This window comes from uncultured Fretibacterium sp. (assembly GCF_963544685.1).
GTDB lineage: Bacteria > Synergistota > Synergistia > Synergistales > Aminobacteriaceae > CAJPSE01.
Genome location: NZ_CAUUGJ010000021.1, coordinates 1 through 26,315, shown reverse-complemented (window position 1 = coordinate 26,315; position 26,315 = coordinate 1). Strand labels below are relative to the sequence as shown.

Here is a 26,315-nt window from a genome sequence, read left to right as displayed (position 1 = left end):
GGTCGGGCGTCACGTCGTAGGAGGAGACGCCGCCCCGCATCACCGGCAGGCCCGCGTTAGGCTGGACCATCACGGGAATGTGGGAGCGGGCGCAGATCGCCTCGACGATGGGCTCCAGCTGCACGGGCCCGAGCGAGCAGTTGACCCCGAGGGCCGCGACTCCCAGCCCCTCGAGCGTCATCACCATGGAATCGATCCCCGCGCCGAAGAAGGTGCGCCCTCCCTCCTCGAAGCTCATGGTCGCGAACACGGGCAGGGTGCAGTGGTCCTTCACGGCCAGGAGCGACGCCTTGAGCTCGTAGAGGTCGGTGAAGGTCTCCAGAAGCACGGCGTCACAGCCCTCGGCGCCGGCCCTGACCTGTTCGGCGACCGCCTCGTAGATGTCCTCGAACGCGGCATCCCCCAGGGGAGCCAACACCTTGCCGCTGGGCCCGATGTCCAGGGCCACCCGGGCCCCGAAAGAGTCCGCTGCGGAACGGGCGACCCGCACGGCGGCGGATACCGCCTCCGCGACGGTGTGTCCGGAGCCCTCCAGCTTCCAGCGGTTGGCCCCAAACGTATTGGTCGTGACGAAATCGGCCCCGGCCTCCAGGTAGTCCCTGTGGATGGAGCCGATCAGGTCCGGATGGGTGAGGTTCAGGACCTCGGGCAGCTCCCGAAGCCGGAGCCCGCGCGCCTGAAGCATCGTCCCCATGCCCCCGTCGAAGAACAGGACGTCCTGTCCAAGCCTCTTTCTCCTTCTATCCTCCACAGCTTTCCCCTCTCTTTCGATACGGACAGTCCGGCCCGGCCGAACAGCGGGAGCAGTCCCGGGTGCGGTCCTCGTTCCGGTCCGAGATCCCGATAAGCGCGGTGACGGATTTTATCGGGGTCATCATGTACGAGCGCGTCATGGCCAGGCCGATGCGCCGCGTCGCGTCCAGGAGCGCGATGAGGTCCGCGGATGCGGTCAGGGGTGCGTCGCCGTAGCCGGGGCTGAATCGCATCGTCGGGTGTTCCCCCTCGCGGAGCTCCCGAAAGATCTCCCCCTCGACCTCGTCGCAGAGGGCGTCGGCGCGCACCGAGGCACAGGCGTCCAGGGCCATCCCGTCCAGCATGTCCTGTTTCTGAGCCAGCAGGATCCTGCGGTCCACCTCGGGCCCCAGGGTCACGGCCATGACCCAGCACTCCCGGGAATGGGCCATCAGCCGCGCCAGGCTCCCGCTCTCGATCCGAACCGCCTCGTCCAGCCGGATGCCCCGATCGTCGGCCAGGACGGAAAAACGCCCCCAGACGCGACGGGGCCTGATGAAACCCTCCAGCAGCTCGAAGGTCCGGTAGGCCCTCTCGGCCATTTCGCCGCTCCGGGCCTCTTTGGGGACGCCCATGAAGCGCAGGGCGTCGTCCACCATGGTCGGGGTCGCCTGCATCGCCGCGGTCAGTCCTTTTTCACCCTCATGGAGTAAAGTATCCCACGGATGTTCTCGTCGATGTGCCGGATGACGTCCGCCTGGTTCATGGTGTAAAGGTGGATTCCGTCGACGCCCCGGGCCAGGAGGTCAACGATCTGCTCCGTCGCGTAGGCGATGCCCGCTTCCCTGATCGCCCGGCTGTTGTGCCCGTAGGCGTCGACGAAGCGACGGACGCGGTCCGGCACCGTCGCGCCGCACATCGTGACCATCTTGTCGATCTGCGCGGCCGACGTGATCGGCATGATGCCCGCGATAATGGGGACCGTCACGCCGAGGGCGCGGGCCCGGTCCCGGAAGCGGCAAAAAACGTCGTTGTCGAAAAAGAGCTGACTGATCAGGGCGTCCACGCCCAGGTCCGACTTCTCCTTCAGGCGGCTCAGGTCCTCCTCGAGGCTTGGAGCCTCCAGGTGCTTCTCCGGGTAGCAGGCGGCGAAGATGCGGAAACCCCTGCGTTTCCGGATGAAGGCGATCAGATCCGAGGCGTGCCGGAACTCCCCGAGCTCGGAGGGCTCCTTCAGGTCGCCCCTCAAGGCCAGGATGTTGCCGACGTGGTTCGCCTGAAGCTCGTCCAGAATGCCGGCGATGTTCTCCTTCGTGCTCCCGACGCAGGTCAGATGGGCCAGCCCGCAGATGTCGTACCGGTTCTGGATGGTCGAGGCGATGTCCAGCGTGTTGTCTCGGCTGGTTCCGCCCGCGCCGTAGGTGACGCTGATCAGGTCGGGGGTCAGGCTGGCCAGGGCATCCACCGTGGCGTAGGTCCCCGCCAGGTCGGTCGAACCCTTGGGGGGGAAAATCTCGAACGTGTAGCTGGGAGCCGGCAGCCGGAAAAAGTCCTTCATGATGGTCGTTCGTCCCTTCCGAAAAAATCGATGAAAAAAACCGCCCTGCGAACAAGGCGGTCTATCGCATAAAGCGGCGATCCTCCACTTATCGCTGTCAGCGGGACCACCTTGACCGGGAAAGTCTGGACAGGTTGGCGCAGGATCTTCGAGCTGACTCTCTCCCCATGCTCTTGATAAACGGTATTCGATTGTGGAGGGGATTCTACCATGGACGCGGGGTTTTGACAAGGGACGACTGCGTGGGGCGTCCCAAGGGCACGCGGTCGATGGATCGGGCCCGTTCAGGGGCACGCCGCCTAGCGTGCGTCGGCCTCAGGCGGCGCCTTTCTCCTCGCCCCCCACGAGGACAAAGCGATGGCGAAGAGGATGAGGACGCAGCCGACGACCGCGGGAAAGGTCGGCCAGGAATCGGTTGCCAGGGAGGTCATGACGACCGCGGCGGGGATCTCCCCGGACGTCAGGAGCGAGACCGTTGGGGCGGGAATATGGCGGAGCGCGGCGTAGAACGTGCTGTACCCCAAGAGGGAGGCGAAGATTATGGTGACGGCGATCAGGGAAACCTGCGTCCCCGTCAGCGCCGGGACATCGGCCCAGCCCGAGGTCAGGGTTTTGATGGGCACTATCCACACGGCTCCGAAGATGTGCGTATAGAAGAAGATCCCGATCCCCGTGGGGCCCCCCTTCGTCACCGAGGCCCGGCCCCACAGGGTCTGGAAGGCGATGCCGAGGACGCCCAGCGCGCCCCAGATCATCCCGGGGATGGAGAGCGCGCCGTCCAGGGTCCAGTCGGGGCGCATCACGGAGCATGCGACGCCGATCGTGACGATGAAGGCGCCGCACAGGTCGTAGACGCTGGGTTTCTCGCCCGTCATCAGCGAGGACCCCATGGCCGTGGCGATGGGGGTGGTGTAGTGGATGACCAGCGCTGTGGCGACGGGAAGGTAGACGACCGAAAGCATAAAACCCAGGTAGGAGCACAGGGGCGCCAGGGGCGAGATCAGGAACAGGACGGCCAGGTCCCTTCGTCCCACGCGGAAGTGAGAGGGGGCGCAGAGGCGGATCCAGATCCCCAGCGGCAGCGGGGTGAGGAGACAGCGGAAGAAGACCACGGTAAGCATGTCCGCGCCGCTCTCCCCCAGGAGTTTCGAGGCCGGGCTGCTCAAGGCCCACAGGAGGCCCGTGGATGCGGCGCAGAGGACGCCCAGAGTATTCTTGTTCACTTTGTGGAACCCCCCCGAACTTTGTCGTAAGGATAGCGCCCTGCCGGCGGGGTGCAAGAGAATCTTTCCCAATTATATCCCATCCTCACGCCGAAAGAGGGGAGGTATAATGAGCCTTGGAGAACAGAAATTTCCTTATGATTTGTCCCCCTCGGCTTCGTTCCGCCGATGGGGCTTTATATGGGGGCGTTGGTTGGAGGTATTTTTCGTGAGAAGGGACGAACCGGTTCGTTACGTGTGCGCCGACTGCGGCCATATGACGACCACGCGGACGGGGCGCTGCCCGTCCTGCGGGGCGTGGGGGACCCTGGATGCCGAGGCGGGGCCCGCCGCTCGGCCGAGGGGCGCCGCTGCACGGGTGGTGAGCGCCGTCGACGTCCGTCCTCCGCAGCGCCTCTCGACGGGTATCGGGGAGCTGGACCGGGTGCTGGGCGGCGGACTGGTCCCCGGGGGAGTCGTCCTGCTCGGCGGCCAGCCGGGCATCGGCAAGTCGACGCTGCTGCTCCAGGCCGCGGGGCGGGTCGCGGAGTCCGGGGCCTCCGTGCTCTATATCTCGGGCGAGGAATCCGAGGCTCAGGTGGCCCTCCGCGCCGCCCGGCTCGGAGTGGCCTCGGATCGGCTGTTGCTCTGCTGCGGCAACGAGCTGGAGGGAGCGCTTCGGAATATGAAGGACGCCTCCTTCGTCGTGCTGGACAGCGTCCAGGCCATGAGGGCCGAGGGGGAGGCGGGGTGGCCCGGGACGCCCAATCAGGTGCGGGCCGTCGCCCAGAGGCTGGTGGACGCCGCCCGGGCGGACCGCGTGCCGGCGGTGCTCGTGGGGCACATCACCAAGGACGGCCGGCTGGCGGGGCCCATGCTGCTGGAGCACATGGTGGACACGGTGCTGATCTTCTCCGGGGAGGGGTACTCGTCCTACCGGATGCTGCGCGCGGCCAAGAACCGCTACGGCAGCACGGACGAGCTGGGCGTCTTCGAGATGCGGGAGGACGGCCTGACGGCCATAGAGGACAAGAGCGGACTCTATTGGAACCGCTCGGATACGGCGGTCTCCGGCGTCGCCATGACCATCGCGCTGGAGGGGACGACCCCCCTGGCCGCCGAGCTCCAGACCCTGGCGGGCCCCACGGTGTTTCCCTATCCGCGGCGCACGGCGCGTGGCATCGAGCTGAACCGCTTCCAGCTTCTGACGGCCGTCGTGGAGAAGCGCTGCGGGCTGCCCTGCAGCGGGCACGACCTCTACATGAACGTGGCCGGCGGGCTTTCCATCCAGGACCCCTCGGCGGACCTGGCGGCCTGCGCCGCCCTGGCCTCGGCCCTGAGGGACGCGCCGCTCCGGACGGGGTCCTGCTGGCTGGGCGAGGTGGGGCTGGCGGGGGAGGTGCGCCCCGTGACGCGCCTGGGGGTCCGGCTTCGGGAGGCCGCACGGCTGGGGTTCTCCTGCGCCGTCGTCAGCTCGCGCGAGCGTGCCGAGCGTGCGGGAGGGCTGGAGATCGTCCCGGTCTCGCACCTGGACGAGGCTCTGGCCCTGGGGTTCTCCGTAAGGGAAAAGGAAACGTCGATCTGATTCAGGAAGCCCCCGGTGGTACCCCAGCTTGCCTGTTTGGGGGAGGAAATTTGCCGGGGCCGCCGCTGTTTCGTATGGCGGCGCGGGGGTATGGGGCACAGCCCCATGTAATTTGATTTTCGGGATGATCGGATGATCGATAAAGAACCGAGGTCAGGAGGCTGTCCATGAGAACTTCAAGGCCGTTTTGCCGCGTTCCGGAGGAGAAGGGGCCGGGGGGGAGGGGCCCGGTGTCGGCGTCGCCGTTTCGTTTCGTGTGGGCTTCCGTGCTGGCCCTGGCCCTCCTGTGCTGCCTGGCCGGTTCGGGGCTGGCGGCGGGCAGGGTCGTCCTGGCCCCCTTGTCGGGGTCGGTGGGCGTGCAGATGGAGCAGTTCGTCGAGCGGGTGGTCCGCCGGGCGGAGGAGGAGCGGGCGGGCCTCGTGGTGTTCGAGCTGGATACGCCGGGGGGCCTGCTGGGGGCGACGCACGGCATCGTCCAGACGATCCTAGCGTCCCGCGTCCCGGTCGCCGTGTGGGTTCCGCCCGGCGGGCGGGCGGCTTCGGCGGGGGCGTTCATCATGCAGGCGGCTCATGTGGCGGCCATGGCCTCGGGCACGAACGTCGGGGCGGCCCATCCCGTCGTCGCGTCGGGCAGGGACCTGCCGGACGACGACATGAAGAAAAAGGTCGTGAACGACCTCGGAGCCCGGATGCGCTCCCTTACCCAGCTGCGCGGGAGGAATCAGAGCGCCGCGCAGCGGATGATCGAGGACAGCCTGTCCCTGACGGCCCATGAGGCCTTGGCGGAGGGGGCCATCGACCTCGTGGCGGACGACCTGAGGACCCTGCTCGAGGCCGCCGCGGGGCGAACCGTGACCATCGACTCGGGCCCGGTCCGCATTGAGGCGGAGCCCGACGCGGCGGTCGATCTCGTGGAGATGACCTGGCAGGAAAGGCTGATTCAGTTCCTGTCGAGCCCCGATATCGCCTACTTCCTCCTGATGGGAGGGCTGTTGGCGCTCTTCTACGAGATCGTCACCCCCGGCGGCTTCGCCCTGGGGACGACGGGGGCCGTCATGTTGCTGCTCGGTGGGATCGGCCTGAGGATGCTGCCCTTCAACTGGGCCGGGATGGCCCTGATCGGGGCGGGCGTCATTGTCATGGGGCTCGACCTCCTGGTGGGGGGGATGGGGATCCTGAGCCTGCTCGGAGTTGCGGTGATCGCCGCCGGAGGTGTCTTCCTGTTCCGCGCCCCGGGCGGCGAGCTGCTGCGCGTCTCCGCCTCCCTGATCGTCGGGATGACGGCCGCCCTGGGGGCCTGCTTTGCGCTGTTCGCGTTCCTGATCGCCCGCAGCCTCCGGAGGAAGGTTTCCACGGGGCGGCAGGGGCTGATCGGGCTGGACGCGACGGTCGTCGAGCCCCTCTCCTCCTCGGGGGGGATGGTCCGATGCCGCGGGGAACTCTGGCGCGCCCGAACGAAGGCCGATTCCATGGCGGTCGGGGAGGTCGGGACCGTCCTTGCCCTCGAGGGCATTACCCTGCTGATTCGCAGGGAGACCGATTCGCAGAAAAGTTGATTCGCAGAAAGTCGATTTGCAGAAGGGAAGGAGCGTCCGTCCCATGAGTCTTGCCGTTTTGGGGGCCGGCAGTTTCGGTACGGCCGTGGCGAACCACGCTGCCCGAAAGGGGCACGGGGTCGTCCTCTGGTGCCGTACCGACGACCAGGCCCGTTATATCAACGAACACCGCCGCAACCCACGCTACCTGAAGGACTGCCCTCTGGTCGATTCCCTGAGGGCCACGTCGGACCTGGAGGAGGCCCTCGGGTCCGCGGACCGCACAGTTCTGGCCCTTCCGACCCAGAGTCTGAGGGGCTTTCTGGAAAGGCTGGCCCCCCTCTCCACGGAGGGGCACAGCTTCCTGAGCCTGGCCAAGGGGATTGAGATCGCCACGGGGCTCACGCCCCGTGCGATCTTCGAGGAGGTGCTGCCGGGCCGGCCGTACAGCGCGCTCTCCGGCCCGAGCCATGCCGAGGAGGTCGTCCGAGAGCTGCCCACGGCGGTCATCGTGGCCTCCGCCGATCCGTCGGAGGCCCTGGGCTGGCAGGCGGAGCTGAACTCCCCCCGGTTCCGCGTCTATACGAGCGGGGACGTGACGGGGGCGGAGCTGGGAGGGGCGGTCAAGAACATCATCGCCATCGCCGTCGGCATCGCCCACTCGCTCTCCGCGGGGGACAACGCCAAGGCTGCGCTGGCCACGCGCGGCCTTGCCGAGATCATGCGGCTGGGGACGGCCATGGGCGCCTCTCCCCTGACCCTGGCGGGGCTCGCCGGGGTGGGGGACCTGATGGCGACCTGCTACAGTCAGCACTCCCGCAACTTCCGCTTTGGGGCCGCGATCGGGCGCGGGGCCTCGCCCGAGGCGGCGGCGGCGGAGATCGGGCAGGTGGTCGAGGGGGCCCATACGACGAGGGCCCTGGTGGCCTACGCCCGAAGGGCGGGCATCGAGCTGCCCATCTCCGAGGGGGTCCACGCGATCCTCTACGAGGGGGCGGTCCTTCAGGACGTGATCAACAGGCTGCTCTTCCGGGACCCCAAACCGGAGTGAGCCGAAAACGGAGTCACGGTCTCCGGCGCTCCAGCCAGCTCTGCAGGATCAGCGCCGCGGCCACCTTGTCCACCTTGCCCCTGCGTTCCCTGCGCGAGACGTCGCCCTCCAGCAGCGCCCGCTGGGCGATGACCGTGGTGTACCGCTCGTCCCACGTCTCGAAGGTCCGGTCCGGGTAGGACTCCCGGAGGCTGGCGACGAGTGCGGCGATGCGCTCCCCCTCGGGGCCTGCGTTCCCGCTCGTCCGGATCGGCATTCCGATGAGGATCAGGACGGGATCGTACTCCGCGAGGCACGCCTCGAACTTCTTGCGCCACCCCTCCCTGCCGTCGTTGACCGGCCATACGGCGATCCCCTGCGCGATGACGCGCAGGGGATCCGTCACGGCCGCGCCGATGCGGACGGAGCCGACATCGAGGGCCAGAACGCGCCCTTTCGGGAGGGTTTCGTCCCCGGGCCCATTCATTGCGGCTTGAGCTGGGTCCGAAGCAGGGCCTCGACCTGGGCCAGCGCCTCGGCCAGCTTCGCGGTGTCCCGTCCTCCGCCCTGGGCAGTGTTGGGCCTGCCGCCGCCTCGGCCTCCGAGAAGCGCGGACGCCTCCTTCACCAGGTTGCCGGCGTGAGCGCCGCGCCGGACGGCGTCGTCGTCGGCCATGACGACGATCTTGCAGCTCTCGTCCTCGCCGACGTCGACCAGAACCACCACGGTCGGCTGTCCGGCCTTTTCCTTGGCCCGGTCCCCGATCTCGCGCAACATGTCCGGCGCGACGCTCGAGAACTTGCCCGTCTGGAGCAGGACCCCATCGATGTCCCGCCGGTCGAAGAAACTCTCGATGTTCTTCGTCAGGTCGCGGAGCTGGGCCTCCTGCAAGCGGCGCTGCAGACGGTGCAGCTCGTCGACCAGCCCCTGGGCCTTGACCGCAAGCCCCTCCTCGTCGGTGGCCAGGAGCGCCGTGAGGTGCGTGCGCAACCCGAAGAGGTGCTGAAGGATGTCCAGGACGTTCATGCCCGTCGTCGCGATGATGCGCCGCGTGCCCGAGCCGACGCTCTCCTCCCGCAGGATCTTGAAGCAGCCGATGTCGCCCGTGGCCTTGACGTGGAGCCCGCCGCAGAGCTCGACCGAGAAGCCGGGGACGGAGACCACGCGCACGACCTCGCCGTACTTCTCGTCGAACAGGGCCTTGGCGCCCAGCTCCCGCGCCTGCTCGCGCCCGCACTCCTGGATGGTGAGCGGCACGTTCGCCAGGACCTGCCCGTTGACCAGCCGTTCCACCTCGGCGATCTGCTCCTCGGTCATGGGCTCGTGGTGCGTGAAGTCGAAGCGCAGGATGCGGTCCGTCACCAGGGACCCCGCCTGGCGGACGTGGCCGCCCAGCACGCGGCCCAGGGCCTCGTGCAGCAGGTGCGTGGCCGTATGGTTGCGGCGGATCGCCCCGCGGCGCGCGTCGTCCACCTCCGTACCGACCTCGTCCCCGACCGACAACGTCCCCTGGTCCATCCGCACCCTGTGGACGATCAGCCCGGCATGCGGCACGGTGTCCAGCACCTCCAGGACGGAGCCGCCCGAGAGCATCCTGCCCGTGTCCCCCACCTCGCCGCCGCGCTCCGCGTAAAACGGGGTGCTGTCGAGGACGACCTCGAACTCCGCGGGGCCCGCCACGTGGTCGACACGCCCCTCTCCGGTCAGCAGTGCGAGCACCCGTCCGGTGCCGGCGCAGACCTCGTAACCGACGAAGGCCGTCCCGCCCTTCTCGTTCTCGACCTCCGTGTAGACGTCGCCGGCCAGGGAACTCCGTTTCTGTTTGCTGGACGCGCGGGCGCGGGCCCTCTGTTCCTCCATGGCCCGGCCGAAGCCCTCGTGGTCGACGGTGAGCCCCTCCTCCTCCGCCATCTCCAGCGTCAGCTCGGGGGGAAAGCCGTAGGTGTCGTAGAGGGTGAAGACGACGTCCCCGGGGATCTGCTTCCTTCCCTCGGACTTCAGACGGCCGGCCTCTGCCTCGAGGAGCTCCGTCCCCTGCTGGAGGGTCTTTTGAAAGCGGTCCTCCTCCACCTCGATGATCCGCTCGATGGTGAGGCGCTGATCGAGCAGTTCGCGATAGGGGTCGCTCATGATCCCGAGCAGGATGGGCATGTACTCGCGGAGGAACGTGCCCTCGAACCCCAGGAGCCGTCCGTAACGCACGGCCCGGCGCAGCAGGCGGCGCAGCACGTAGCCCGGCCCGTCGTTGGCGGGAAGCACGCCGTCGGCCAGCATGAAGGCCACGGACCGGACGTGGTCCGCGATGACGCGCACGGCCATGTCGGACCGTCCCCCGTCGCCGTAGTGGATCCCCGCCTTCCTGCAGGTGTGGTTGATCAGGGGCATGAAGAGGTTCGTCTCGTAGTCCGTATCGACGTCCTGGACGATGGAGGTCAGGCGCTCCAGCCCCATGCCCGTGTCGATGTTCCTGTGGGGCAGGGGAAGGAGCGAACCGTCCTTCTGGAGGTCGAACTGCGTGAAGACCAGGTTCCAGATCTCCATGTAGCGGTCGCAGTCGCAGCCCACTCCGCAGGTCGGGGAGCCGCAGCCGTAGCGCTCCCCGCGGTCGTAGTAGATCTCCGAGCAGGGGCCGCAGGGCCCGGTGTCGCCCATGAACCAGTAGTTGTCCTTCTGTCCGAAGCGGAGGATTCGGTCCTCGGAGAGCCCCACGTCCCCGTTCCAGACGCTTCGGGCCTCCTCGTCCTCCTCGTAGATGCTGGCGTAGAGGCGGTTGGGGTCGAGGCCGATGCGTTCCGTCAGGAACTCCCAGGCCCAGGTGATGGCCTCCTTCTTGAAGTAGGCGCCCCAGGCGAAGTTGCCCAGCATCTCGAAGAATGTGTGGTGGCGGGCGGTGCGGCCGACGTTCTCGATGTCGTTGGTGCGCACGCACTTCTGGCAGGTCACGGCGTGGGGATGCTCCGGGGTGCGGATGCCGAGGTAATAAGCCTTGAAGGGCACCATGCCCGCGATGGTGAAGAGCAGGGAGGGATCGTCGGGCAGGAGCGGGAAGCTGGGGTAGTGGTGGCTGCCCTTCTCCTGCCAGAACCTGATGAAAGCTTCACGTATCTCTTGCCCGCTTCGGTACTGCATCTTCTGGATCCTCTCCCCTTCGAAAGACGGCCGCCCTCGGCCGGTAAGCCGGGCGGACACGAAAAATCAAAATAAACCCTCCGGACGGCCGCCCGACCGTCCGGAGACACCCCTCTCCTATATGCCCAGATATTATACCGAAATCAGGTCCGCCAGGGTGAACTCCAGGGCCTTGCGCAGCTCCTCCAGGGGTATCCTGAGCTGGTGGCCGATTCGGCCCGCACTGACGACGATCGTGCCGAGCCGCTCCGCGGAGGCGTCGATGACGGTGGGGAAGGCCTTCCTCATCCCGACGGGGGAGCATCCGCCGTGCACGTAGCCCGTCAGCGGCAGGAGCTCCCTGGAGTGCACCATCTCGACGGACTTCTCCCCGACGGCCCGGGCGGCCTTCCTCAGGTCCAGAGCGCCCGTCGCGGGCACGACGAAGACGTAGTGGTTCCGCGTCCTGCCGACCGTGACGAGGGTCTTGAAGAGCCCCTCGGGCTCCAGTCCGAGCAGGTGCGCTGCCTCGAGCGCGCTCACGGCCTCGGAGGCGGGGAAGGAGAGGGCCTCGTAGGCCGCGCCCCTGGCGTCCAGAATGCGCATCGCGTTGGTCCTGTCGCCGCCCCTGCTCATGGCGGGCCTCCTTTTTCTCTCTCCGGCACGGGGGTCAGCGCCACGACCGGGCGCGTTCCAGCATCCGGTCCCGGTCGAGCGGCCGGACGGCATCGACGATCCACGTGCGCATCGCCGCGCCCTCCGGCGTGTCCTGGGAGGCGGAGAGGAACTCCAGCTCCACGCCCAGGGCCGCCGCCACGTCGTGGGCCAGGACGGGCCAGACCCTGCCGATGTCGCCGATGACCGGGACACTGCCCTCGTGGCGGGCGAAGGCGGACATCTCCATGCGGAAGGGGATGCGCGCCACCTTCGTCTTGGGCAGCCCCTTGTCGATGGCGTTCTGGACGGTGTCGTTCAGCTCGACGGCGCGCCTGAGGTTTTCGTCCAGATCGATGCGCACCAGCGTCTTGTCCCGGAGGCTGTAGGTGAACTGCCGGGCCCAGGAGGCCCAGATGCCGTGGCCCGTATAGCACTCGAAGGGGCCGTCGTGGATCTCCTGCGTCAGGGCGACGGCGGACTCGATGATGACGTCGCAGTCCGCGAGCATCCGGGCCAGGCGCATGGAGCGCGCGGAGACGGGGATGCTGTCGCCGATGGCCATCCCGATGGCGCCCCCGCCGACGAGCTGCGGGATCGTCACCAGCACGGGGACGCCGCGCGCGTCCGCCGCGCCCAGCATGGTGCGGGGGTCGCAGCCCCAGCCGGCCACGGCCTCGAAGGGAAGGCCGTAAAGCTGGGCCAGGGTCAGGATCTCGCCCGCCAGGCGCTCGCCCCTCAGCCCCATCGGATAGGCCATATTCCCGGCCGCCTTGACGATCTCGCCCTGCACGGGAAGCCTCAATCCCCGCTCCAGGAGCTCGTCGTCCAGGGGCATCTCCCGCCTCAGGGCCGCCCACTCCGCGTCCCCCATCCGCGTGAACTCGAACAGGTCGCCCCGCGGCATCTTCTCCAGGTCCATCCCGAGGGCCGCGGCGTCCACGCGCCACACCCGGTCGAGCGCGCCGCCCATCTCGTGGGAGACGACGGCGGAGCTCGTGGAGACGGCATCGACCAGCCCGACGCGGATCAGCTCCGCAATGAGGGTCGTGACCCCCTCGTGGATGTTGGGGCCGCTCCCGGTGACGACCATCACCCTGCCCCCCCGCTCCTTGACCTCGACGATACGCCGGGCCGCCGCGGCCAGGGCGGCGCGCGAGCGCTCGTCCAGCGACGCGCGGAACGTCTCGATCAGGGGAGCGCCGAACAACGTGTCTGTCCTCATGAATCGCTGTGCCTCCAAAACTGTGGGATCACTTTACGTAGGGTTTAATCACGGACCACGTCCGCTCCGCCGCGCCCCCGAGCGTCTCGAAGAACTCCCGGCAGGCCCTGCGGACGCGCTCCCTCTCGGCCGGAGCCAAGGCGCGTTCCCAGACGGCGGCGAGCTCGTGGGCGCTCCCGACGCACCGCGCGGCCCCCATGCGGTCCATGCGCTCCGTGTCCGGAAAGTCGGCCATGTCCGGTCCGTGTGCCGTGGGAACCTCCAGCAGCGCGGGCTCCAAAGGGTTCTGGCCGCCCTTGTGCACGAGGCTGCCCCCGACGAACGCCGCGTCGGCCGCTGCGTAGAGGTCGAAGAGCAGTCCGATGCGGTCGGCCACGGCGACGTCCCAGTCGTCGGGGAGCCGGGATAGCAGGTCCGCGCGGAGCTCCGGATAGGGCAGTGCCGCGGCGACGGCGAACAGGGCTCGCTCGGGGTGGCGCGGCACGATCACCAGACGGGCGCCGGGATGGCTGCTCCGGAGCCTGCGGAAGGCGGCGATCACGATGTCGTCCTCGCCCTTGTGCGTACTGCCGGCCACGAACAGGGGCGCGTCCCCCCGCCGCAGGTGCGTCCAGCGGGACGCGTCGGCCTCGGACCTCCGGCTCATCAGGGCATCCACCTTGCAGTCGCCCGTCACGACGATCCTCTCCGCGGGGACGCCCAGGGCCAGGAAGTGCTCGCGGTCCTCGTCGAAGCGCACGAGGATGCGCTCGAAGCAGGAGAGGACGCCGCGCCAGAACGGGGCCTGCCTCCTGAGCTTCCGGAAGCTCTTCTCCGAGAGCCTGCCGTTTGCCAGGAACGCGGGGACGCCCCGTGCCTTCAGCTCGGAGAGCATCTCGGGCCAGCGCTCCGTCTCCATCGCGACGTAGGCTTTGGGGCGTGCGGCGTCGAGGGCCGAACGAACGAACCTGGGGACGTCCCAGGGACTGTAGACCATCCTGTCCGCCGCACCGCCGATCAGCTGAACGGCCATCTCCCGGCCCGTCCGCGTGACGGTGGAGAGCAGACAGGGCAAAGGGGGCTCACCGGATGAGGGCGCGTCGCGCTTCATCGCCCGGATCAGGGGACTGGCGGACTGCACCTCGCCGACCGAAACGGCGTGGACCCACACGCCCCCCTGAGGGACGCCCTCGAAGCGTCCCATCCGCTCGTCCAGTCCGACGTCGTACTTCCGGCGCAGCCACCGCAGGCCGCCGGCCGCAAAAAAGGCGTTGATCCCCAGACGGTAGGCGGACATTCCGGTCCGCCACGCCCAAGTCTCCCGCTTCGATTCCTCCACGGCGCACACCTCCGTCACAAATAAGAAAGGGCACACGAAACGTGCGAAGCAGACGAAAAAACGAGGAAAGCCGGCTGCTCCGGCGGACTCCCTCCCCGTACGAAAGCCGGAGTACGAGGACTGTCCGGAGACCTGCGTGCCCGCACGTATTATCGCACGAACGGGCAGCCCGAAGGGACGGCGGCCCCTTCCCCGCGTCCTTTCCTCTCGTGAAAATGTATAATGGAAGCGCAAAGCGTCCGTTTCCATTATACTGGAGGTTCCCGATGACGTTCACGGAGAAGGTCTACGCGCTCGTCGCCCGGATTCCGCGGGGGCGGATCGCCTCCTACGGGCAGGTCGCCGCGTGGTGCGGCTCTCCCCGTGCGGCCCGTGCGGTGGGGTGCGCGATGGCCTCCGTGCCGCGGGAGCTGGGCCTGCCCTGCCATCGGGTCGTCCGCTCGGACGGATCGGTGACGGAGGCCTTCGGGCCCGGCGGGCAGAGGCGCCTTCTCGAGCGCGAGGGGGTCCTCTTCACGTCCGACGGGCGGGCGGATATGGGGCGCTTTCACTGGGACCGCGGCGGGGCCGCCGAGCTTTCGGGGACGGGCCGGAAGAGGAGTCGCGAGAAAGAACCGGAATGAGAACAGGAGGCGGTGACCGCCATGAGGACCGTATTGCACGAGGCGGCGGAGTTGGGACAGAGCGTCTGGCTGGACACGATCAGCCGGGACCTCATCCTCTCGGGAGGACTGGAGCGCTGGATCGAGCAGGGCGTCGTCGGGGTGACGACGAATCCCTCGATCTTCGAGCAGGCCATCGCGAACACGAAGGACTACGACGGCGAGATCGCGGCGATGGCCCGCGAGGGCAGGGAGGCGGCGGAGATCTACGAGGTCCTGACGCTGCGCGAGGTCGGATCGGCGGCCGATATACTCAGGCCCGTCCATGAACGTACCCGGGGGCTGGACGGCTACGTCAGCCTGGAGGTCAACCCTCTGCTGGCGTCCGACCGGGAAAGCACCGTCTCGGAGGCGAAGCGCCTCTTCGCCGCCCTGGACCGCCCGAACGTCATGATCAAGATCCCGGCGACCCCCGAGGGGGTCGAGGCGCTCGAGGACTGCATCGCTGCGGGAGTCAACGTCAATTCCACGCTGATCTTCTCCGAGGCGCAGTACGCGTCGGTTGCGGAGGGATACATCCGGGGCCTGGAGGCCCGGGCCCTTCAGCGCCTGCCCCTGGCGGTCGCGTCCGTCGCGTCGGTCTTCGTCAGCCGCGTGGACACGGCGGTGGACAAGCTCCTGGCGGCCAGGGGAGAGACGGCGCTTCTGGGCAGGACGGCCATCGAAGGCATCCGGGCGACGTACCGGCGCTTCCGCGGCATCTTCTCCGGGCCGAGGTGGGATGCCCTGGCCGGCCCGGCCCGGGGGGCCCGGGTCCAGCGCCCGCTCTGGGCCAGCACGGGGACGAAGAACCCCGCGTACTCGGACGTGCTGTATCTGGAGACGCTGATCGGTCCGGATACGGTGAACACCGTTCCGCCCAAGACCCTGACCGCGTTCCTGGACCACGGCCGCGCGGAGCGGACGCTCGACGCCGCCCCGGATGGGACATTGGCAAAACGGCTCGCGGAGCTGGGGATCGACCTCGACGCGGTCTGTTCCACGCTGCTCTCGGAGGGGCTCTCGGCCTTCGAGTCCTCGTTCCGGTCGCTTCTCCTGGCCATCGAGGAGAAGATGAGACCCTGATTCCAATTCCAAATCGTTCGTATGCTTCGTTTAAGCAGATGACCGCCTCTTCAAGACCGACAGGTCTTGAATGGCGTGTCAGTCGCTTACGTCGACACGCGGTACCGTTACCGCGTTGTCGACGCAAGTGAAGAGTAAAGGCTCACCTTGGCTGCTTCGCAAACCTTCGGTCCGACGTACTTCTTTGTACGCCATCGCTACGGTTCGCAAAAGCCGCCTTGCCTACAAACGATTTGGAATTGGAATAAGCTCCGGTCCGGGGCTTTTGCCGCGAGGTCGAATCCCCCGTCCTGCGGGATTGGACAGGACGGGATGTTGAGTTATTATGTTTGCATCCCTAAACGGGCGGAGGTCCGCCCCAGCTTTGGAGGAATGGATATGATTGTCGCGAACGTGTCGGTATTGGAGGAACTGCGGGCCCTGAAGCGGGAACTGCAGGACAGCCTTTGACCTGCCTGCGCTGAGAGGACGGGCGAATGAGCTGGAGCGGGCGACCTCGGCCCCGGACTTCTGGTCCCGCGAGGGGAACCAGGACGTCCTGAAGGAGCTCTCGTCGGTCAACGGGCGTCTCTCGGAGTGGGAGAAGGTCGCGTCCGAGCTGGATGACCTGGAGGTCCTGGAGGAGATGCTGCGGGAGGGCGACGACGCCGAGCTCCAGGGGGAGTTCGAGCGGCGCGCGGAGGAGCTGCGTCGGGCGCTGGAGCGACACAAGCTCCTGATCCTGCTGGACGAGGACTACGATACGTCCAACGCTATCCTGACGGTGCACGCCGGGTCCGGAGGGCTGGACTCCCAGGACTGGGCGGAGATGCTGCTCAGGATGTACCTGCGCTACGCGGAGCGCGAGGGATTGAAGGCCACGGTGCTGGAGGCCGCGTCCGACGAGGAGGCGGGGATCAAGAGCGCCACGGTGATGGTGGAGGGCGACCACGCCTACGGCTTTCTGAAGGCGGAGAAGGGCGTGCACCGCCTGGTGCGCATCTCGCCGTTCGACTCCGCGCATCGGCGGCACACCAGCTTCGCGTCGGTGGGGGTGTCGCCGGAGTTCCCCGACGACGTGGACGTGGAGGTGCGCCCCGAGGACCTGCGGGTGGATACCTTCCGGGCCAGCGGCGCGGGCGGGCAGTACGTCAACCGGACGGACTCCGCCGTCCGCATCACCCATATTCCGACGGGGATCGTGGTCAGCTGCCAGAACGAGCGGTCCCAGCACATGAACCGCCAGGTGGCGATGCACGTGCTGAGGAGCAAGCTCTACGAGCTGGCGCTGCAGGAGCGTCAGGACGAGCTGGCCTCCGTGGTCGGGGACAAGAAGGAGAGCACGTGGGGCAGCCAGATCCGTTCCTACGTGCTGCATCCCTATACCCTGGCCAAGGACCACCGCACCGGGGTCGAGAAGGGCAACGTCCAGGCCGTCCTGGACGGGGACCTGAACGATTTCATCATGGGCTACCTGCGCTGGCACGCGCGGGGCGAAAGGGACGCGTAGCCGTTCGGGGGCCGGCACGGCCGGCGATCCCCGTCGTTCGTTTATCTGAATTGGGATGGAGTTGTTGTCGCTTGAATGGTCTTTCGATACGGCGCCTTGCCGCCGTCCTGCTCTGCGCCTGTGCCTGCTCGTGGGCCTGGAGCCCGGCATTTGGGGAGGCCCCACGGACCGCGCCCGTTGAAATCCCCAAGCCCCTCGTCCCCTTCGTCCCCGAGCAGCCGATCGTCTCCGCGGGAGCGCTGAGGGCCGGGATGAGGGGCTATCTGCTCACGGTCCTCAGGGGGACGCGCCCGGAGCGCCTGCCCCTGGAGGTCGTGGACGTCGTCCCCCAGAAGGGGGAGGTGAGCCGTTCCATCCTGGTCCGCCTCCTGCCGTCGGCGAACAATCGGGTGGGGGGCGTGGCCCAGGGTATGAGCGGGTCCCCGGTCTACATCGGGGGCAGGCTGGCCGGGGCCGTGGGGAGCGGATGGAGCTTCAGCGACCACAATCTGGCGCTGGTCACGCCCATCGAGGACATGTGCGCGGTCTTCTCCCGTCCCGACAGGCCCGCGCATCCATTGGGCAGGGGGCCCTCGCCGCGCGGGTCGGGCTCCGTCGCGCCGCTCTCGGTGGCGGGGCTCGATGGGAGGTCCGCGGAGCGCCTGGCCCACGTCCTGGGCGTCGCCGTGGAGCCCACTCCCGCCGGCGCCTCGAAGGCCCTGGAGGTCGTGCCGGGCAGGCTCTCGCCCGGGGAGGCCGTGGCGGCCCTCCTGGTCTGGGGGGACGTCGAGGTCGGCGCGACGGGCACCGTCACGGCGACCGCCAGGGACGGGCGTTTCCTGGCCTTCGGGCATCCCTTCCTGGAGCGCGGGGCCGTGAACTTTCCCGCGGCCCGGGCCCGCATCCACGAGACGATCCCCAGCCAGGCCTTTCCGTTCAAGCTCGCGAGCCCCGTCTCGCTCGTCGGCACGGTGACTCAGGACCGGGCCGCGGGCATCGGCGGCAGGACGGATTTCTTCACCCCATCGGTCTCCGCCGCCCTGGCCTTCACGGACGCCGATCAGGGAGGGCTGCGGACGGTCCGGAACTTCCGCGTCGTCCCGGACGCCTTTTTGGGGGGACGCCTGCTGCAGGGGGTTTTCTCCGGCCTGATGGACGACATCTGGCGGCGCAGGGGGCAGGGCACCATGACCGTGAACCTGCGCATCGACGGCCGGGGGGTGGACAGGGGATGGGCCCGGAAGAATGTATTCTTCTCCGAGGACGACGTCTCCGCGGCGGCGCTCCGCGAGGCCGCGAGGATATGGGATCTCTTCCTGCTCCAGCCTTTCGCGGATGGGATGCCCATCGGGTTCCGCCTCGAGGTCGAGGCCACGGAGGAGCCCAGGGTCCTGTTCATCGAGGACGTGAACGTCTCCTCCGACGCGCAGCCCGGCGACACCCTGAACGTCGGGGTGACGCTGCGCCCCTGGCGCAAACGGCCCGTGCACAAGAGCTTCACCCTCACCGTGCCGAAGGAGGCGTCCGGGACGTGCGAGCTCCTGGTCCGCGGCGGCGGGATCAACTCCCTGCCCCAGCTGGCGCTGGAGGGCGGCTGGAAGTCCATCGACAGCCTGGACCGGATGCTGACGGAGGTCGGGGCCATGGACGCCAACAACGAGCTGGTCCTGGAGCTGCTCTGCGACCCCAACGTCATCAAGGCCGCCAAGGATGGCCCCCGCAGCGATGACCGCCGCGGTGGTTCCTCCGACCTGCTGCCCGAGGAACGGGAGTTCCTGAGCGAGACGAAGGCCCGGAGGATCCGGGAGGGGACCCTGAGGATATCGCGCTCGGACTACTTCGTCGACGGGATGATGAAGCGCCTGATTACGGTGAAGGGGGAGGACGAGGGGGAACAATGAGGGGCCGCGGGCTCTGCGTCACGCGCGGGCTCTTTATCACGATAGAGGGGCTTGACGGCTGCGGAAAGAGCACGCAGGCCGCCCGCCTGGCCGACTGGCTCGAGGCGCGGACGGGGCGCGGGGTGCTGCGCACGTTCGAGCCCGGGGGCTGGGGCGGCGGAGCGCTGCGCTCCCTGATCCTGGCCGGGGACGTCCCGGACGACCGCACGGAGCTGCTGCTCTTCCTGGCGGACCGCAGCGGGCACCTGGCCTCCGTCGTGCTGCCCGCGCTCTCCGAGGGGCGGATCGTCCTGTGCGAGCGCTACTCGGACTCCACCCTGGCCTATCAGGTCTGGGGCCGAGGCCTGTCCGAGGCGTTCGTCGCCTCGCTGATCGCGTCCTGCGGCTTTCTCGCGCCCGACCTGACGGTGCTTCTGGATATCGACGCCGGGACGGCGGAGCGCCGTCTGGGAGGCCGGGGCGGCGCCGACCGTATCGAGTCCGCGGGGAGCGCGTTCATGGCGCGCGTCGCCGAGGGGTACCGGGAGCTGGCCCGGCGCAGCCCGGAGCGGATCGTCGCCGTGGATGCCGCCGGCACGGAGGACGAGGTCGGGGCCCGGATCGAATCGGCCCTTCTGAACCCCTTGGAGGAACGGCTCCGTGCGGGTTAAGAGGAGCGGGGAGGGGACGAAGGGCAGGGTGGAGTACGGCGCCGGGGGCGGCGGACGCCATCCTGCGGTGCCGGGGACGGTCTCCGCCGGGCCGTCCTTCGCCCTGGCCATGGAGGAGACGGAGGTCCGCGCGCTCCTGGACCGACTCGACGCCGTTGCGGCCAGGCTCTCAGTCTTTCCGGCCGAGCGCCTGATATCGGAGTACCGGTCGATCCTGACGGAACTGCTCCGGCGGGCCATGAAGGGCTTCAGCCTCAGGCGCGACCTTCGCTGGCGCAAGACCGACCGCACGATGTTCGTCACCCTGGAACGGGCCGAGTCCGCCATGGAGGAGCTCGAGGACGCCTTCCGCAGGGAGGGGGACCGGAGCCGGGCGATAGCTCTGCTGGAGGAGATCAAGGGATGCCTGGTGTCGCTTCTCCTGTGACGCCCGCCCCCTTCTCGGGGCTTCCGTCCTGGCGTGCCCTGGTGAGGGAGTTCGAGGCGGGGGACGTGCCGCACTGCCGGGCGGTCTCCGCGCCGGCCGCGTGGCATGGAGCGCTCCTGGAGGCCCTGGCCGGGCTTTATCTCTCCGGCAGGCCCGACGGAGGGCCGGGCGGGGAGGGGCATCCGGACCTGCTCGTCGCGGGGGAGGCCGGGAAGGCACCCAATATCGAGGTCTGCCGGTCGCTGATTCAGGACCTGGCCCTCAAGCCGGTTCTCGCCGTGCGGCGCCTTGGCGTCGTGATGGCGGCCGACCGGCTGCTCCTGCCCGCGGCGAACAGCCTGCTGAAGCTGGCCGAGGAACCCCCGTCCCATGCCTGCATCCTCTTCCTTCTGGAGGGGAGCGCCCTGCTGCCCACGCTGCGCAGCCGGGCCCGTTTCACGGTGCTGGCCGGTCCGATGGAGGTCCCGGCCGTGCCTCCGCCCCGGGACGGGGCGGCGTGGCTGAGCTGGGTGGAGGGGGCGAAGGATGCGGCGGGGATCGCCGCGGACCTGGCGTCGTGGGCGGCCCACGCGTTCCGATCGGGGGACGTGGAGCGCGCCGCGCGGATCGACCGGCTCAGGGTGATTGCCGAGGCGGGGAAGCTCTCCGTCCCGGCGCTCTGCGATCTTTTGACTTTGGCACTCAGGGAGGAACTTCCTTTTGAGCATTTATTTGGCGACTTTCGGTAAGCTGCGTTACCTTGGCCTGGCCGAGGTTCCCGATGACGCCGCGTCGGAGACCCGATGGATCCTTATCCGAACGGTCAGGGGCCTGGAGATGGGGCTTCTGGGAGGCCCCCTCTCCCAGGAACAGGAGGCGAAGTACCGCGCGTCCTGCATCGAGGACGGCAGCGGGGAGCACACCCGCGGCCCGGAGCCCATGCTGCAGGAGGTCGAGTACGTAGGGAACGCGGATGCCGATCGGATCGAGGAGTATTACCGGTGCCGGGGCGACGAGGATTCGGTCCTGCTGCGCAGCCGGGAGATCCTGGTCTCCCACGGGCTCCAGATGAAACTGGTGGACGTCGAGTTCCTTCTGGACCGCAAGAAGCTCTTCTTCTACTTCACCTCGGAGCAGCGCGTCGACTTCCGCGGCTACGTCCGCGACCTCGCCAGGGAGTTCCGGACCCGCATCGAGATGCGGCAGATCGGCGTCCGGGACGAGGCCCGCGTCGTGAGCGGCATCGGGCCCTGCGGCAGGCCCTGCTGCTGCAGCTATTGGCTGCACCGGTTCACGCCCATCTGCATCCGCATGGTCAAGGAGCAGAACCTGGCCCTGAACCCGACGAAGATATCCGGCATCTGCGGGCGCCTGATGTGCTGCATGGCCTATGAGCACCCCCTCTACAGCGCGCTATGGAAGTCCCTGCCCAGCCCGGGGGCCAAGATCAGGACGGAGAATGGGACCTACGTCCTCGACAGCGTGGACCTCGCCTCGGAGTCCGTCCGGGTGCGATTCCCCAACGGGCACCTCGTCCCGGTCTCCATCGCGGAGTTCCCGGACTTCAGGGAGGCCGTCCTGCAGGGGCAGGACTGGGGGGGCGAGGCTGCGGCTTCGGCTGCGGCCCAACGGTTCGCTTCCGGAGCACAGAGGCGGGGGGCGGGGACCAGGAAGGATACCGGAGCCGGGAGGACGGAGACCCGTCCGGCGGCCCCCCGTCCGATGGACCGCCGGGGCAAGCCGGAGAAGGTATCCCTGGACGAACATCTGGCGAGCATGGCGGGGCGGGAGCCCGGCCGTCCCGTGCCCGACCTGCCCGAGTCCGCGGAGCGGGAGGCCCCCGGGAACGGAGAGCAGGGCGCCGCGCCGAAGAAGCGGCGGCGGCGCAAGAGCGGAGGGGCCGCCCGTGGCGACGCTCCGGCCCAGGGCCCGTCGGCGTCCCCGGCGGTCGAGGGGGCGGAGGAGAAGGGGACCAGGCCTAATCGGCCCCCTCGCCGCCGGCCGGAACGTCAGGACAGGCCGGGGACGGGGAACGAGCCGCCGCCGGGCGGCGATGAGCCCCGCGGGGAGGAGTCGGGCCGCCCGAGGCGGCGCCGCCGGCCGGATCGGCGTCCCCGCGAGCGTCAGGATGGCGGCGGGGATACGGGGAAAGGGGAGGCATGAATGGCATTTTTCGCGCGCTTGAAGGATAGCCTCAGGGGGGTCAAGGAACGCTGGAGCGGGGGGATCGCCTCGCTCTTCTCGGGGGCCTCCTTCGACGATGCTTTCTGGGAGGAGCTCGAGGAGCGTCTGATCGCGGGGGACGTCGGCGCGGAGCTCTCGGAGGAGCTGACCTCCGCCCTCAGGCGGGAGGCGAAACAACGAGGGATCTCCTCACCGGAGGCCCTGAAGGACGTCTTTGTATCGCTGATCTCCGAGGAGCTGCTCTCCGTCCCCGGGATGGGGCAGCCCTTCGAGCCCGGTGAGGGCGGCGTCCCCCTGGTCCTCCTGATGGTCGGCATCAACGGGAGCGGAAAGACGACCTCGGCGGGCAAGCTCGCCGCACAGTTCCTGAAGCGGGGAAAGCGCGTTGTCATGGCGGCGGCGGACACCTTCCGGGCCGCGGCCATCGAGCAGCTCCAGGTCTGGGGCGAGCGCGCCGGGGTGCGGGTCGTCGCCCAGAGTCAGGGCAGCGACCCGGCGGCCGTGGCCTTCGACGCCTGGCAGGCCGCCCGGTCCTCGGAGGCTGACGTCCTGATCGTGGACACGGCGGGGCGCCTGCACGCAAAACACAACCTCATGGAGGAGCTCCGCAAGATTCACCGCGTCCTCGAGCGGGAGGCGGGGAGCGAGCGGCTTCGGACCGTCCTCGTCCTGGACTCCGTGCTGGGCCAGAACTCTGTGGCACAGGCCGAGACCTTCAACGCGATGCTGCCCCTCTCCGCTGTCATCCTGACCAAGTACGACAACACGGCCAAGGGCGGGGTGGTCCTCTCCATCGCCCGCAAGCTCAAGGTCCCGGTGCGCTACATCGGCCTGGGCGAGGGGACGGACGACCTCAGTCCCTTCGATCCCCGGGAGTTCGCCGCCGCACTGATGGAAGGCGGGAACCCCCGATGAACGACTCCCCGGAGGAGCTCCTGCTCTCCCTGTCGCCGGGCTCGACGCTCCTGGTGCTGCTGCGCACCCTCTACCGCCTGCTTCTCGACTACGGGGCCCTGTGGCCCGACGGCTCCGAACAGGCGTTCGTGTTCCACAAGGATCAGCTTGTCGCCCTGATCGAGCGAGGACAGTCCGAGGCGCTCGTCCGGGACCTGCCGCGCCTGGCCGACGAGGGGCTGATCCGCCCCGTCGGTCCCGGGGAGGAGGGCGAGGGGGCTCAGGCTCTCCTCGTCGAGCGCCGCGGGGCCCGAGTCCTTCCCCTTGCGGAGGCGGCCGCGCCGTGGGAGCCGAAGTTCCCCGAGTGGTGGGAGGCCCCGCTGCCCTTCGCCCTCTGCGCGAGGGGCCGGATGCGGATCAACCGAACCGCCGCCCTGATGTTCGGGACCGACCTGGAGCGCCTGAGCGTCGCGGATCTGCCCGAGAAGGACGAGTTCATCGTCGACCTCGAGGGGCGGGATCCTCCGTGCTTCCTCGCCTTCCGCCGGCTGGAGCCGGACATCTTCATCCTGGAGGACTGCACCGGGGATCTGATGGAGGCTCAGGATATCTCGTGGTGGGCCGGGCTCGGCCGGGCCTGGGTCGCCTCCATCGAGAAGGAGGGGCGGACGTGGCGCCGCGAGGAGGACGCCCTTCCCGAGGGGTTCGCGGGCCAGGCCTGGCCCTGCGAGTGGGAGGGGCGTTTTTTGGGCTGGCTCTGCGTGGAGGGGCCGGCGGCGTCGGACGGAGGGGAGCCGGACGCGCCCCCGATTCCCCGCAAAAAGCCCCGTGCGCGCCGTTCGCCTCCCAAGCGGGAGGACGAGGTGCTGAAGGCCATCGGGCCGCAGACGATGGGGCTTTTGGCCCCGGGGCGGGTGCTCGACGAACCGGGGGAGGGAAGCGGCTCCTCGGGCGAGGGGCAGCCTGCGGCGCGGAGGGCCGGCGAGAGGACGCGGGGACGGACGCCGTGAGCGATCCGGTTCGGGGCGCGGGGCCCCTGGTGAAGCGCATCGCCGGGGTGCTCTACCCCGACTCGGAGGCGGAGCGCTTCGCCTGGGTCCTGGACGAGGCGAAGCGCCTCTGGGGGGAGCCGGACCTCATCGGCGAGCCCGTGCCCTTCACGCTGACGGACTACTACCGGGACATCGCGCCGTGTCTGATGCGGCGCTTCGTCTGTTTTCGGGGGCTTGCGGATGCCGGGGGGCTTGCGGACTGGAAACGCGCGGCCTGTGCCCTGGAGGCCCGGAGCCGGACCCCGCGCGCGGTCAACGTCGATCCCGGATACGTCGACGGCGCCCGACTCGTGCTGGCCTCCACGAAGGACCATGCGCACCGCGTATGGCTTCGGGACGGCATCTACGCCGAGGTGACGCTGCGCTTCCGGTTCGGCGGCTGGCGGAGCTTCGATTACACGTTCCCCGACTTCCGGGGCGGGTGCTACGACGCGTTCCTGACGGAGACCCGCCGTCTCTGGCTGGCGGAGACGGCGCACCTCCGCCGGGGGCAGGGGGGAGCCCGAAGGAGCCCCGAATGAAGGCCTCCGAATGAAGTTTCTAAGGAAACGCTGATTCAATCGGCACTTTCCTGTAAGTTTTTCCCGATTGGAGGGTTCCCAATGATCGAGCGCTACACGACGAAGGAGATGGCCCGGCTTTGGAGCGAGGAGAACCGCCTCTCCGTCATGCTGGACGTGGAGCTGGCCGTCTGCCGCGCCTGGTGCGGGCTGGGCCGGATCCCGGAGGATGCCCTGCGGCATATCCTGGCCGGGGCCCGTTTCTCCGTGGAGCGGGTCCGGGAGATCGAGAGCGAGGTCCAGCACGACGTCGTCGCCTTCGTGAGCGCGGTGGCGGAGAACGTCGGAGAGAACGGGCGGTATCTGCACCTGGGCCTGACGAGCAGCGACGTGCTGGATACGGCGAGCTCCGTCATGCTTCGGGACTCCCTGGAGCTGACGGCTTCGGCGGCACGGGAGCTGGACGACTCGGTGCTGGACCTGGCGCGGCGGTACAAGCATCTGCCCTGCATCGGGCGCACGCACGGAATCCACGCGGAGCCGACGACCCTGGGCCTGAAGTTCCTGAATTGGCATTCCGAGCTGAAGCGCGACCTGGAGCGTCTGGAGCTGGCGAAGCAGCACATCGCGGTCGGAAAGATATCGGGTGCGGTGGGGACCTACGCGCTCTGCCCCCCGGAGCTCGAGGTCCGGGTCTGCGCGATCCTGGGCCTGACCCCCGCGGAGGTCTCCAACCAGATCCTCCAGCGGGACCGGCACGCCGAGGTGCTGAACGCGCTGGCCCTCCTGGGGTGCGCGATGGAGCGGATGGCGACCGAGGTCCGGCACCTCCAGCGCACGGAGGTTGGGGAGGCCTTCGAGCCCTTCGGCAGGGGACAGAAGGGCTCGAGCGCGATGCCCCATAAGCGGAACCCCATCAAGTGCGAGCGCATCTGCGGCATGGCGCGCCTGCTGCGGGGCTGCGCCCAGACGGGGATGGAGAACGTGGCCCTCTGGCACGAGCGGGACATCAGCCACTCCTCGACGGAGCGCGTCCTGTGGCCGGACGCCTTTAACCTCGTCCACTTCATGCTGCGCGACATGACGAACATCCTGCGGGGCCTGACCGTGGACGAGGCGCGGGTCCGCGGGAACATCGGCCTCACGGGCGGCCTGGTCTACAGCCAGCGGGTCCTGACCTTCCTGCTGGACGAGCTGAACCTCTCGCGCGAGGCGGCCTATGCGGTCGTCCAGGAGAACGCGATGCGCACGGCCCGGGGCGAGGGGCGTTTCCCGGACCTGCTGCTGCGGGACGGGCGCATCCAGGGGCTCGTGGAGCCGGAGCGCCTCGAGGCCCTCTTCGAGAACGGGTTCTACCTGCGGCACGTGGACGCGATCTTCGACCGCTTCGCGAAGGACTGACGGAGCGCCCCTCTTGGACCGGCACACGGCTGGAGGCAGAATCGACCAATTCCGCCTCTACCTTCTGGCGGAACGGGGCCGGAGCCCCCACACCGCGGAGAGCTACGCCTCGGACCTCCGCCAGTGGCTCCAGTTCTGCGACTGTCTCTTATACACATCTGACGCTGCCGACGACTAGTCGAGTG

At 68.7% G+C, this 26,315-nt stretch carries 25 protein-coding genes; 16 read left to right on the top strand and 9 right to left on the bottom strand.

What is annotated here, in order from left to right:
• From ABLA28_RS03605 to ABLA28_RS03590, 4 genes are all read right to left on the bottom strand, one after another.
• Nucleotides 1-751 (bottom strand): homocysteine S-methyltransferase family protein (locus ABLA28_RS03605; protein WP_347712557.1); only part of this gene is annotated, 751 nt, incomplete at its 3' end.
• A complete protein-coding gene (locus ABLA28_RS03600; protein ID WP_314717836.1) occupies nucleotides 741-1,409 on the bottom strand; it encodes a vitamin B12 dependent-methionine synthase activation domain-containing protein in 669 nt (222 codons plus the stop codon). The genes ABLA28_RS03600 and ABLA28_RS03605, both read right to left, overlap by 11 nt.
• 8 nt (nucleotides 1,410-1,417) lie before the next feature.
• A complete protein-coding gene (gene metF / locus ABLA28_RS03595) occupies nucleotides 1,418-2,290 on the bottom strand; it encodes a methylenetetrahydrofolate reductase [NAD(P)H] (RefSeq protein ID WP_347712556.1) in 873 nt (290 codons plus the stop codon).
• Between the two features lie 299 nt (nucleotides 2,291-2,589).
• Nucleotides 2,590-3,513, bottom strand: coding sequence for a DMT family transporter (locus tag ABLA28_RS03590; RefSeq protein WP_347712555.1), 924 nt, complete (start codon nucleotides 3,511-3,513; stop codon nucleotides 2,590-2,592).
• 208 nt (nucleotides 3,514-3,721) lie between these two features.
• On the opposite strand from ABLA28_RS03590, the gene radA reads away from it, so the two are divergent.
• The 3 genes from radA to ABLA28_RS03575 all read left to right on the top strand — a co-directional run bounded on the left by radA (nucleotide 3,722) and on the right by ABLA28_RS03575 (nucleotide 7,663).
• Entirely contained in the window at nucleotides 3,722-5,077 is a 1,356-nt protein-coding gene (gene radA / locus ABLA28_RS03585; RefSeq protein ID WP_347712554.1) for a DNA repair protein RadA, read from the top strand.
• Nucleotides 5,078-5,244: 167 nt separating this feature from the next.
• Nucleotides 5,245-6,633, top strand: coding sequence for a nodulation protein NfeD (locus ABLA28_RS03580; protein ID WP_347712553.1), 1,389 nt, complete (start codon nucleotides 5,245-5,247; stop codon nucleotides 6,631-6,633).
• A 43-nt stretch (nucleotides 6,634-6,676) separates the two neighbouring features.
• The gene (locus ABLA28_RS03575) at nucleotides 6,677-7,663 is read left to right on the top strand and encodes an NAD(P)H-dependent glycerol-3-phosphate dehydrogenase (protein WP_347712552.1); all 987 of its coding nucleotides are present in this window, start codon (nucleotides 6,677-6,679) and stop codon (nucleotides 7,661-7,663) included.
• 13 nt (nucleotides 7,664-7,676) lie between these two features.
• Here ABLA28_RS03575 and ruvX read toward each other — a convergent pair whose 3' ends face one another.
• The 5 genes from ruvX to ABLA28_RS03550 all read right to left on the bottom strand — a co-directional run bounded on the left by ruvX (nucleotide 7,677) and on the right by ABLA28_RS03550 (nucleotide 13,947).
• Complete coding sequence (gene ruvX, locus ABLA28_RS03570; protein ID WP_347712551.1) at nucleotides 7,677-8,129, bottom strand: Holliday junction resolvase RuvX; 453 nt, start codon at nucleotides 8,127-8,129, stop codon at nucleotides 7,677-7,679.
• A complete protein-coding gene (alaS, locus tag ABLA28_RS03565; protein ID WP_347712550.1) occupies nucleotides 8,126-10,771 on the bottom strand; it encodes an alanine--tRNA ligase in 2,646 nt (881 codons plus the stop codon). Before alaS ends, ruvX begins: the two co-directional genes overlap by 4 nt.
• A gap of 132 nt (nucleotides 10,772-10,903) precedes the next feature.
• Nucleotides 10,904-11,386, bottom strand: a complete 483-nt coding sequence (locus ABLA28_RS03560; protein ID WP_347712549.1) for an aminoacyl-tRNA deacylase — start codon at nucleotides 11,384-11,386, stop codon at nucleotides 10,904-10,906.
• Between the two features lie 34 nt (nucleotides 11,387-11,420).
• A complete protein-coding gene (locus tag ABLA28_RS03555) occupies nucleotides 11,421-12,629 on the bottom strand; it encodes a hypothetical protein (RefSeq protein WP_347712548.1) in 1,209 nt (402 codons plus the stop codon).
• Between the two features lie 28 nt (nucleotides 12,630-12,657).
• Entirely contained in the window at nucleotides 12,658-13,947 is a 1,290-nt protein-coding gene (locus ABLA28_RS03550) for a glycosyltransferase N-terminal domain-containing protein (RefSeq protein ID WP_347712547.1), read from the bottom strand.
• 266 nt (nucleotides 13,948-14,213) lie between these two features.
• On the opposite strand from ABLA28_RS03550, the gene ABLA28_RS03545 reads away from it, so the two are divergent.
• The 13 genes from ABLA28_RS03545 (at nucleotide 14,214) to ABLA28_RS03485 (ending at nucleotide 26,308) form a co-directional block, all read left to right on the top strand.
• Nucleotides 14,214-14,570, top strand: a complete 357-nt coding sequence (locus ABLA28_RS03545; RefSeq protein WP_347712546.1) for an MGMT family protein — start codon at nucleotides 14,214-14,216, stop codon at nucleotides 14,568-14,570.
• A 21-nt stretch (nucleotides 14,571-14,591) separates the two neighbouring features.
• On the top strand, nucleotides 14,592-15,674 hold the full coding sequence (gene tal / locus ABLA28_RS03540; protein ID WP_347712545.1) for a transaldolase: 1,083 nt from the start codon (nucleotides 14,592-14,594) through the stop codon (nucleotides 15,672-15,674).
• A 378-nt stretch (nucleotides 15,675-16,052) separates the two neighbouring features.
• A protein-coding gene (prfB, locus tag ABLA28_RS03535; protein ID WP_299301432.1) for a peptide chain release factor 2 occupies nucleotides 16,053-17,163 on the top strand; the annotation gives its coding sequence in 2 pieces (ribosomal slippage) (nucleotides 16,053-16,121 and nucleotides 16,123-17,163; 1,110 coding nt in all).
• A 71-nt stretch (nucleotides 17,164-17,234) separates the two neighbouring features.
• Complete coding sequence (locus tag ABLA28_RS03530) at nucleotides 17,235-19,043, top strand: SpoIVB peptidase S55 domain-containing protein (RefSeq protein WP_347712544.1); 1,809 nt, start codon at nucleotides 17,235-17,237, stop codon at nucleotides 19,041-19,043.
• The gene (tmk, locus tag ABLA28_RS03525; RefSeq protein ID WP_299301427.1) at nucleotides 19,040-19,693 is read left to right on the top strand and encodes a dTMP kinase; all 654 of its coding nucleotides are present in this window, start codon (nucleotides 19,040-19,042) and stop codon (nucleotides 19,691-19,693) included. Before ABLA28_RS03530 ends, tmk begins: the two co-directional genes overlap by 4 nt.
• Complete coding sequence (locus ABLA28_RS03520; protein ID WP_299301424.1) at nucleotides 19,683-20,120, top strand: DUF327 domain-containing protein; 438 nt, start codon at nucleotides 19,683-19,685, stop codon at nucleotides 20,118-20,120. The genes tmk and ABLA28_RS03520 overlap by 11 nt, the downstream gene beginning before the upstream one ends.
• Complete coding sequence (locus ABLA28_RS03515) at nucleotides 20,096-20,848, top strand: hypothetical protein (RefSeq protein WP_347712543.1); 753 nt, start codon at nucleotides 20,096-20,098, stop codon at nucleotides 20,846-20,848. The genes ABLA28_RS03520 and ABLA28_RS03515 overlap by 25 nt, the downstream gene beginning before the upstream one ends.
• Nucleotides 20,820-22,262: a regulatory iron-sulfur-containing complex subunit RicT gene (gene ricT / locus ABLA28_RS03510; protein WP_347712542.1), complete on the top strand. Its 1,443-nt coding sequence runs from the start codon at nucleotides 20,820-20,822 to the stop codon at nucleotides 22,260-22,262. Before ABLA28_RS03515 ends, ricT begins: the two co-directional genes overlap by 29 nt.
• Complete coding sequence (gene ftsY, locus ABLA28_RS03505; protein ID WP_347712541.1) at nucleotides 22,263-23,198, top strand: signal recognition particle-docking protein FtsY; 936 nt, start codon at nucleotides 22,263-22,265, stop codon at nucleotides 23,196-23,198. It abuts the gene before it with no gap.
• Entirely contained in the window at nucleotides 23,195-24,187 is a 993-nt protein-coding gene (locus ABLA28_RS03500; protein WP_347712540.1) for a hypothetical protein, read from the top strand. Before ftsY ends, ABLA28_RS03500 begins: the two co-directional genes overlap by 4 nt.
• The gene (locus tag ABLA28_RS03495) at nucleotides 24,184-24,750 is read left to right on the top strand and encodes a DUF4416 family protein (protein ID WP_347712539.1); all 567 of its coding nucleotides are present in this window, start codon (nucleotides 24,184-24,186) and stop codon (nucleotides 24,748-24,750) included. The genes ABLA28_RS03500 and ABLA28_RS03495 overlap by 4 nt, the downstream gene beginning before the upstream one ends.
• An 81-nt stretch (nucleotides 24,751-24,831) precedes the next feature.
• Nucleotides 24,832-26,130, top strand: coding sequence for an adenylosuccinate lyase (gene purB, locus ABLA28_RS03490; protein ID WP_347712538.1), 1,299 nt, complete (start codon nucleotides 24,832-24,834; stop codon nucleotides 26,128-26,130).
• Between the two features lie 13 nt (nucleotides 26,131-26,143).
• Complete coding sequence (locus ABLA28_RS03485) at nucleotides 26,144-26,308, top strand: site-specific integrase (RefSeq protein ID WP_347712537.1); 165 nt, start codon at nucleotides 26,144-26,146, stop codon at nucleotides 26,306-26,308.
• Nucleotides 26,309-26,315 lie beyond the last annotated feature (7 nt).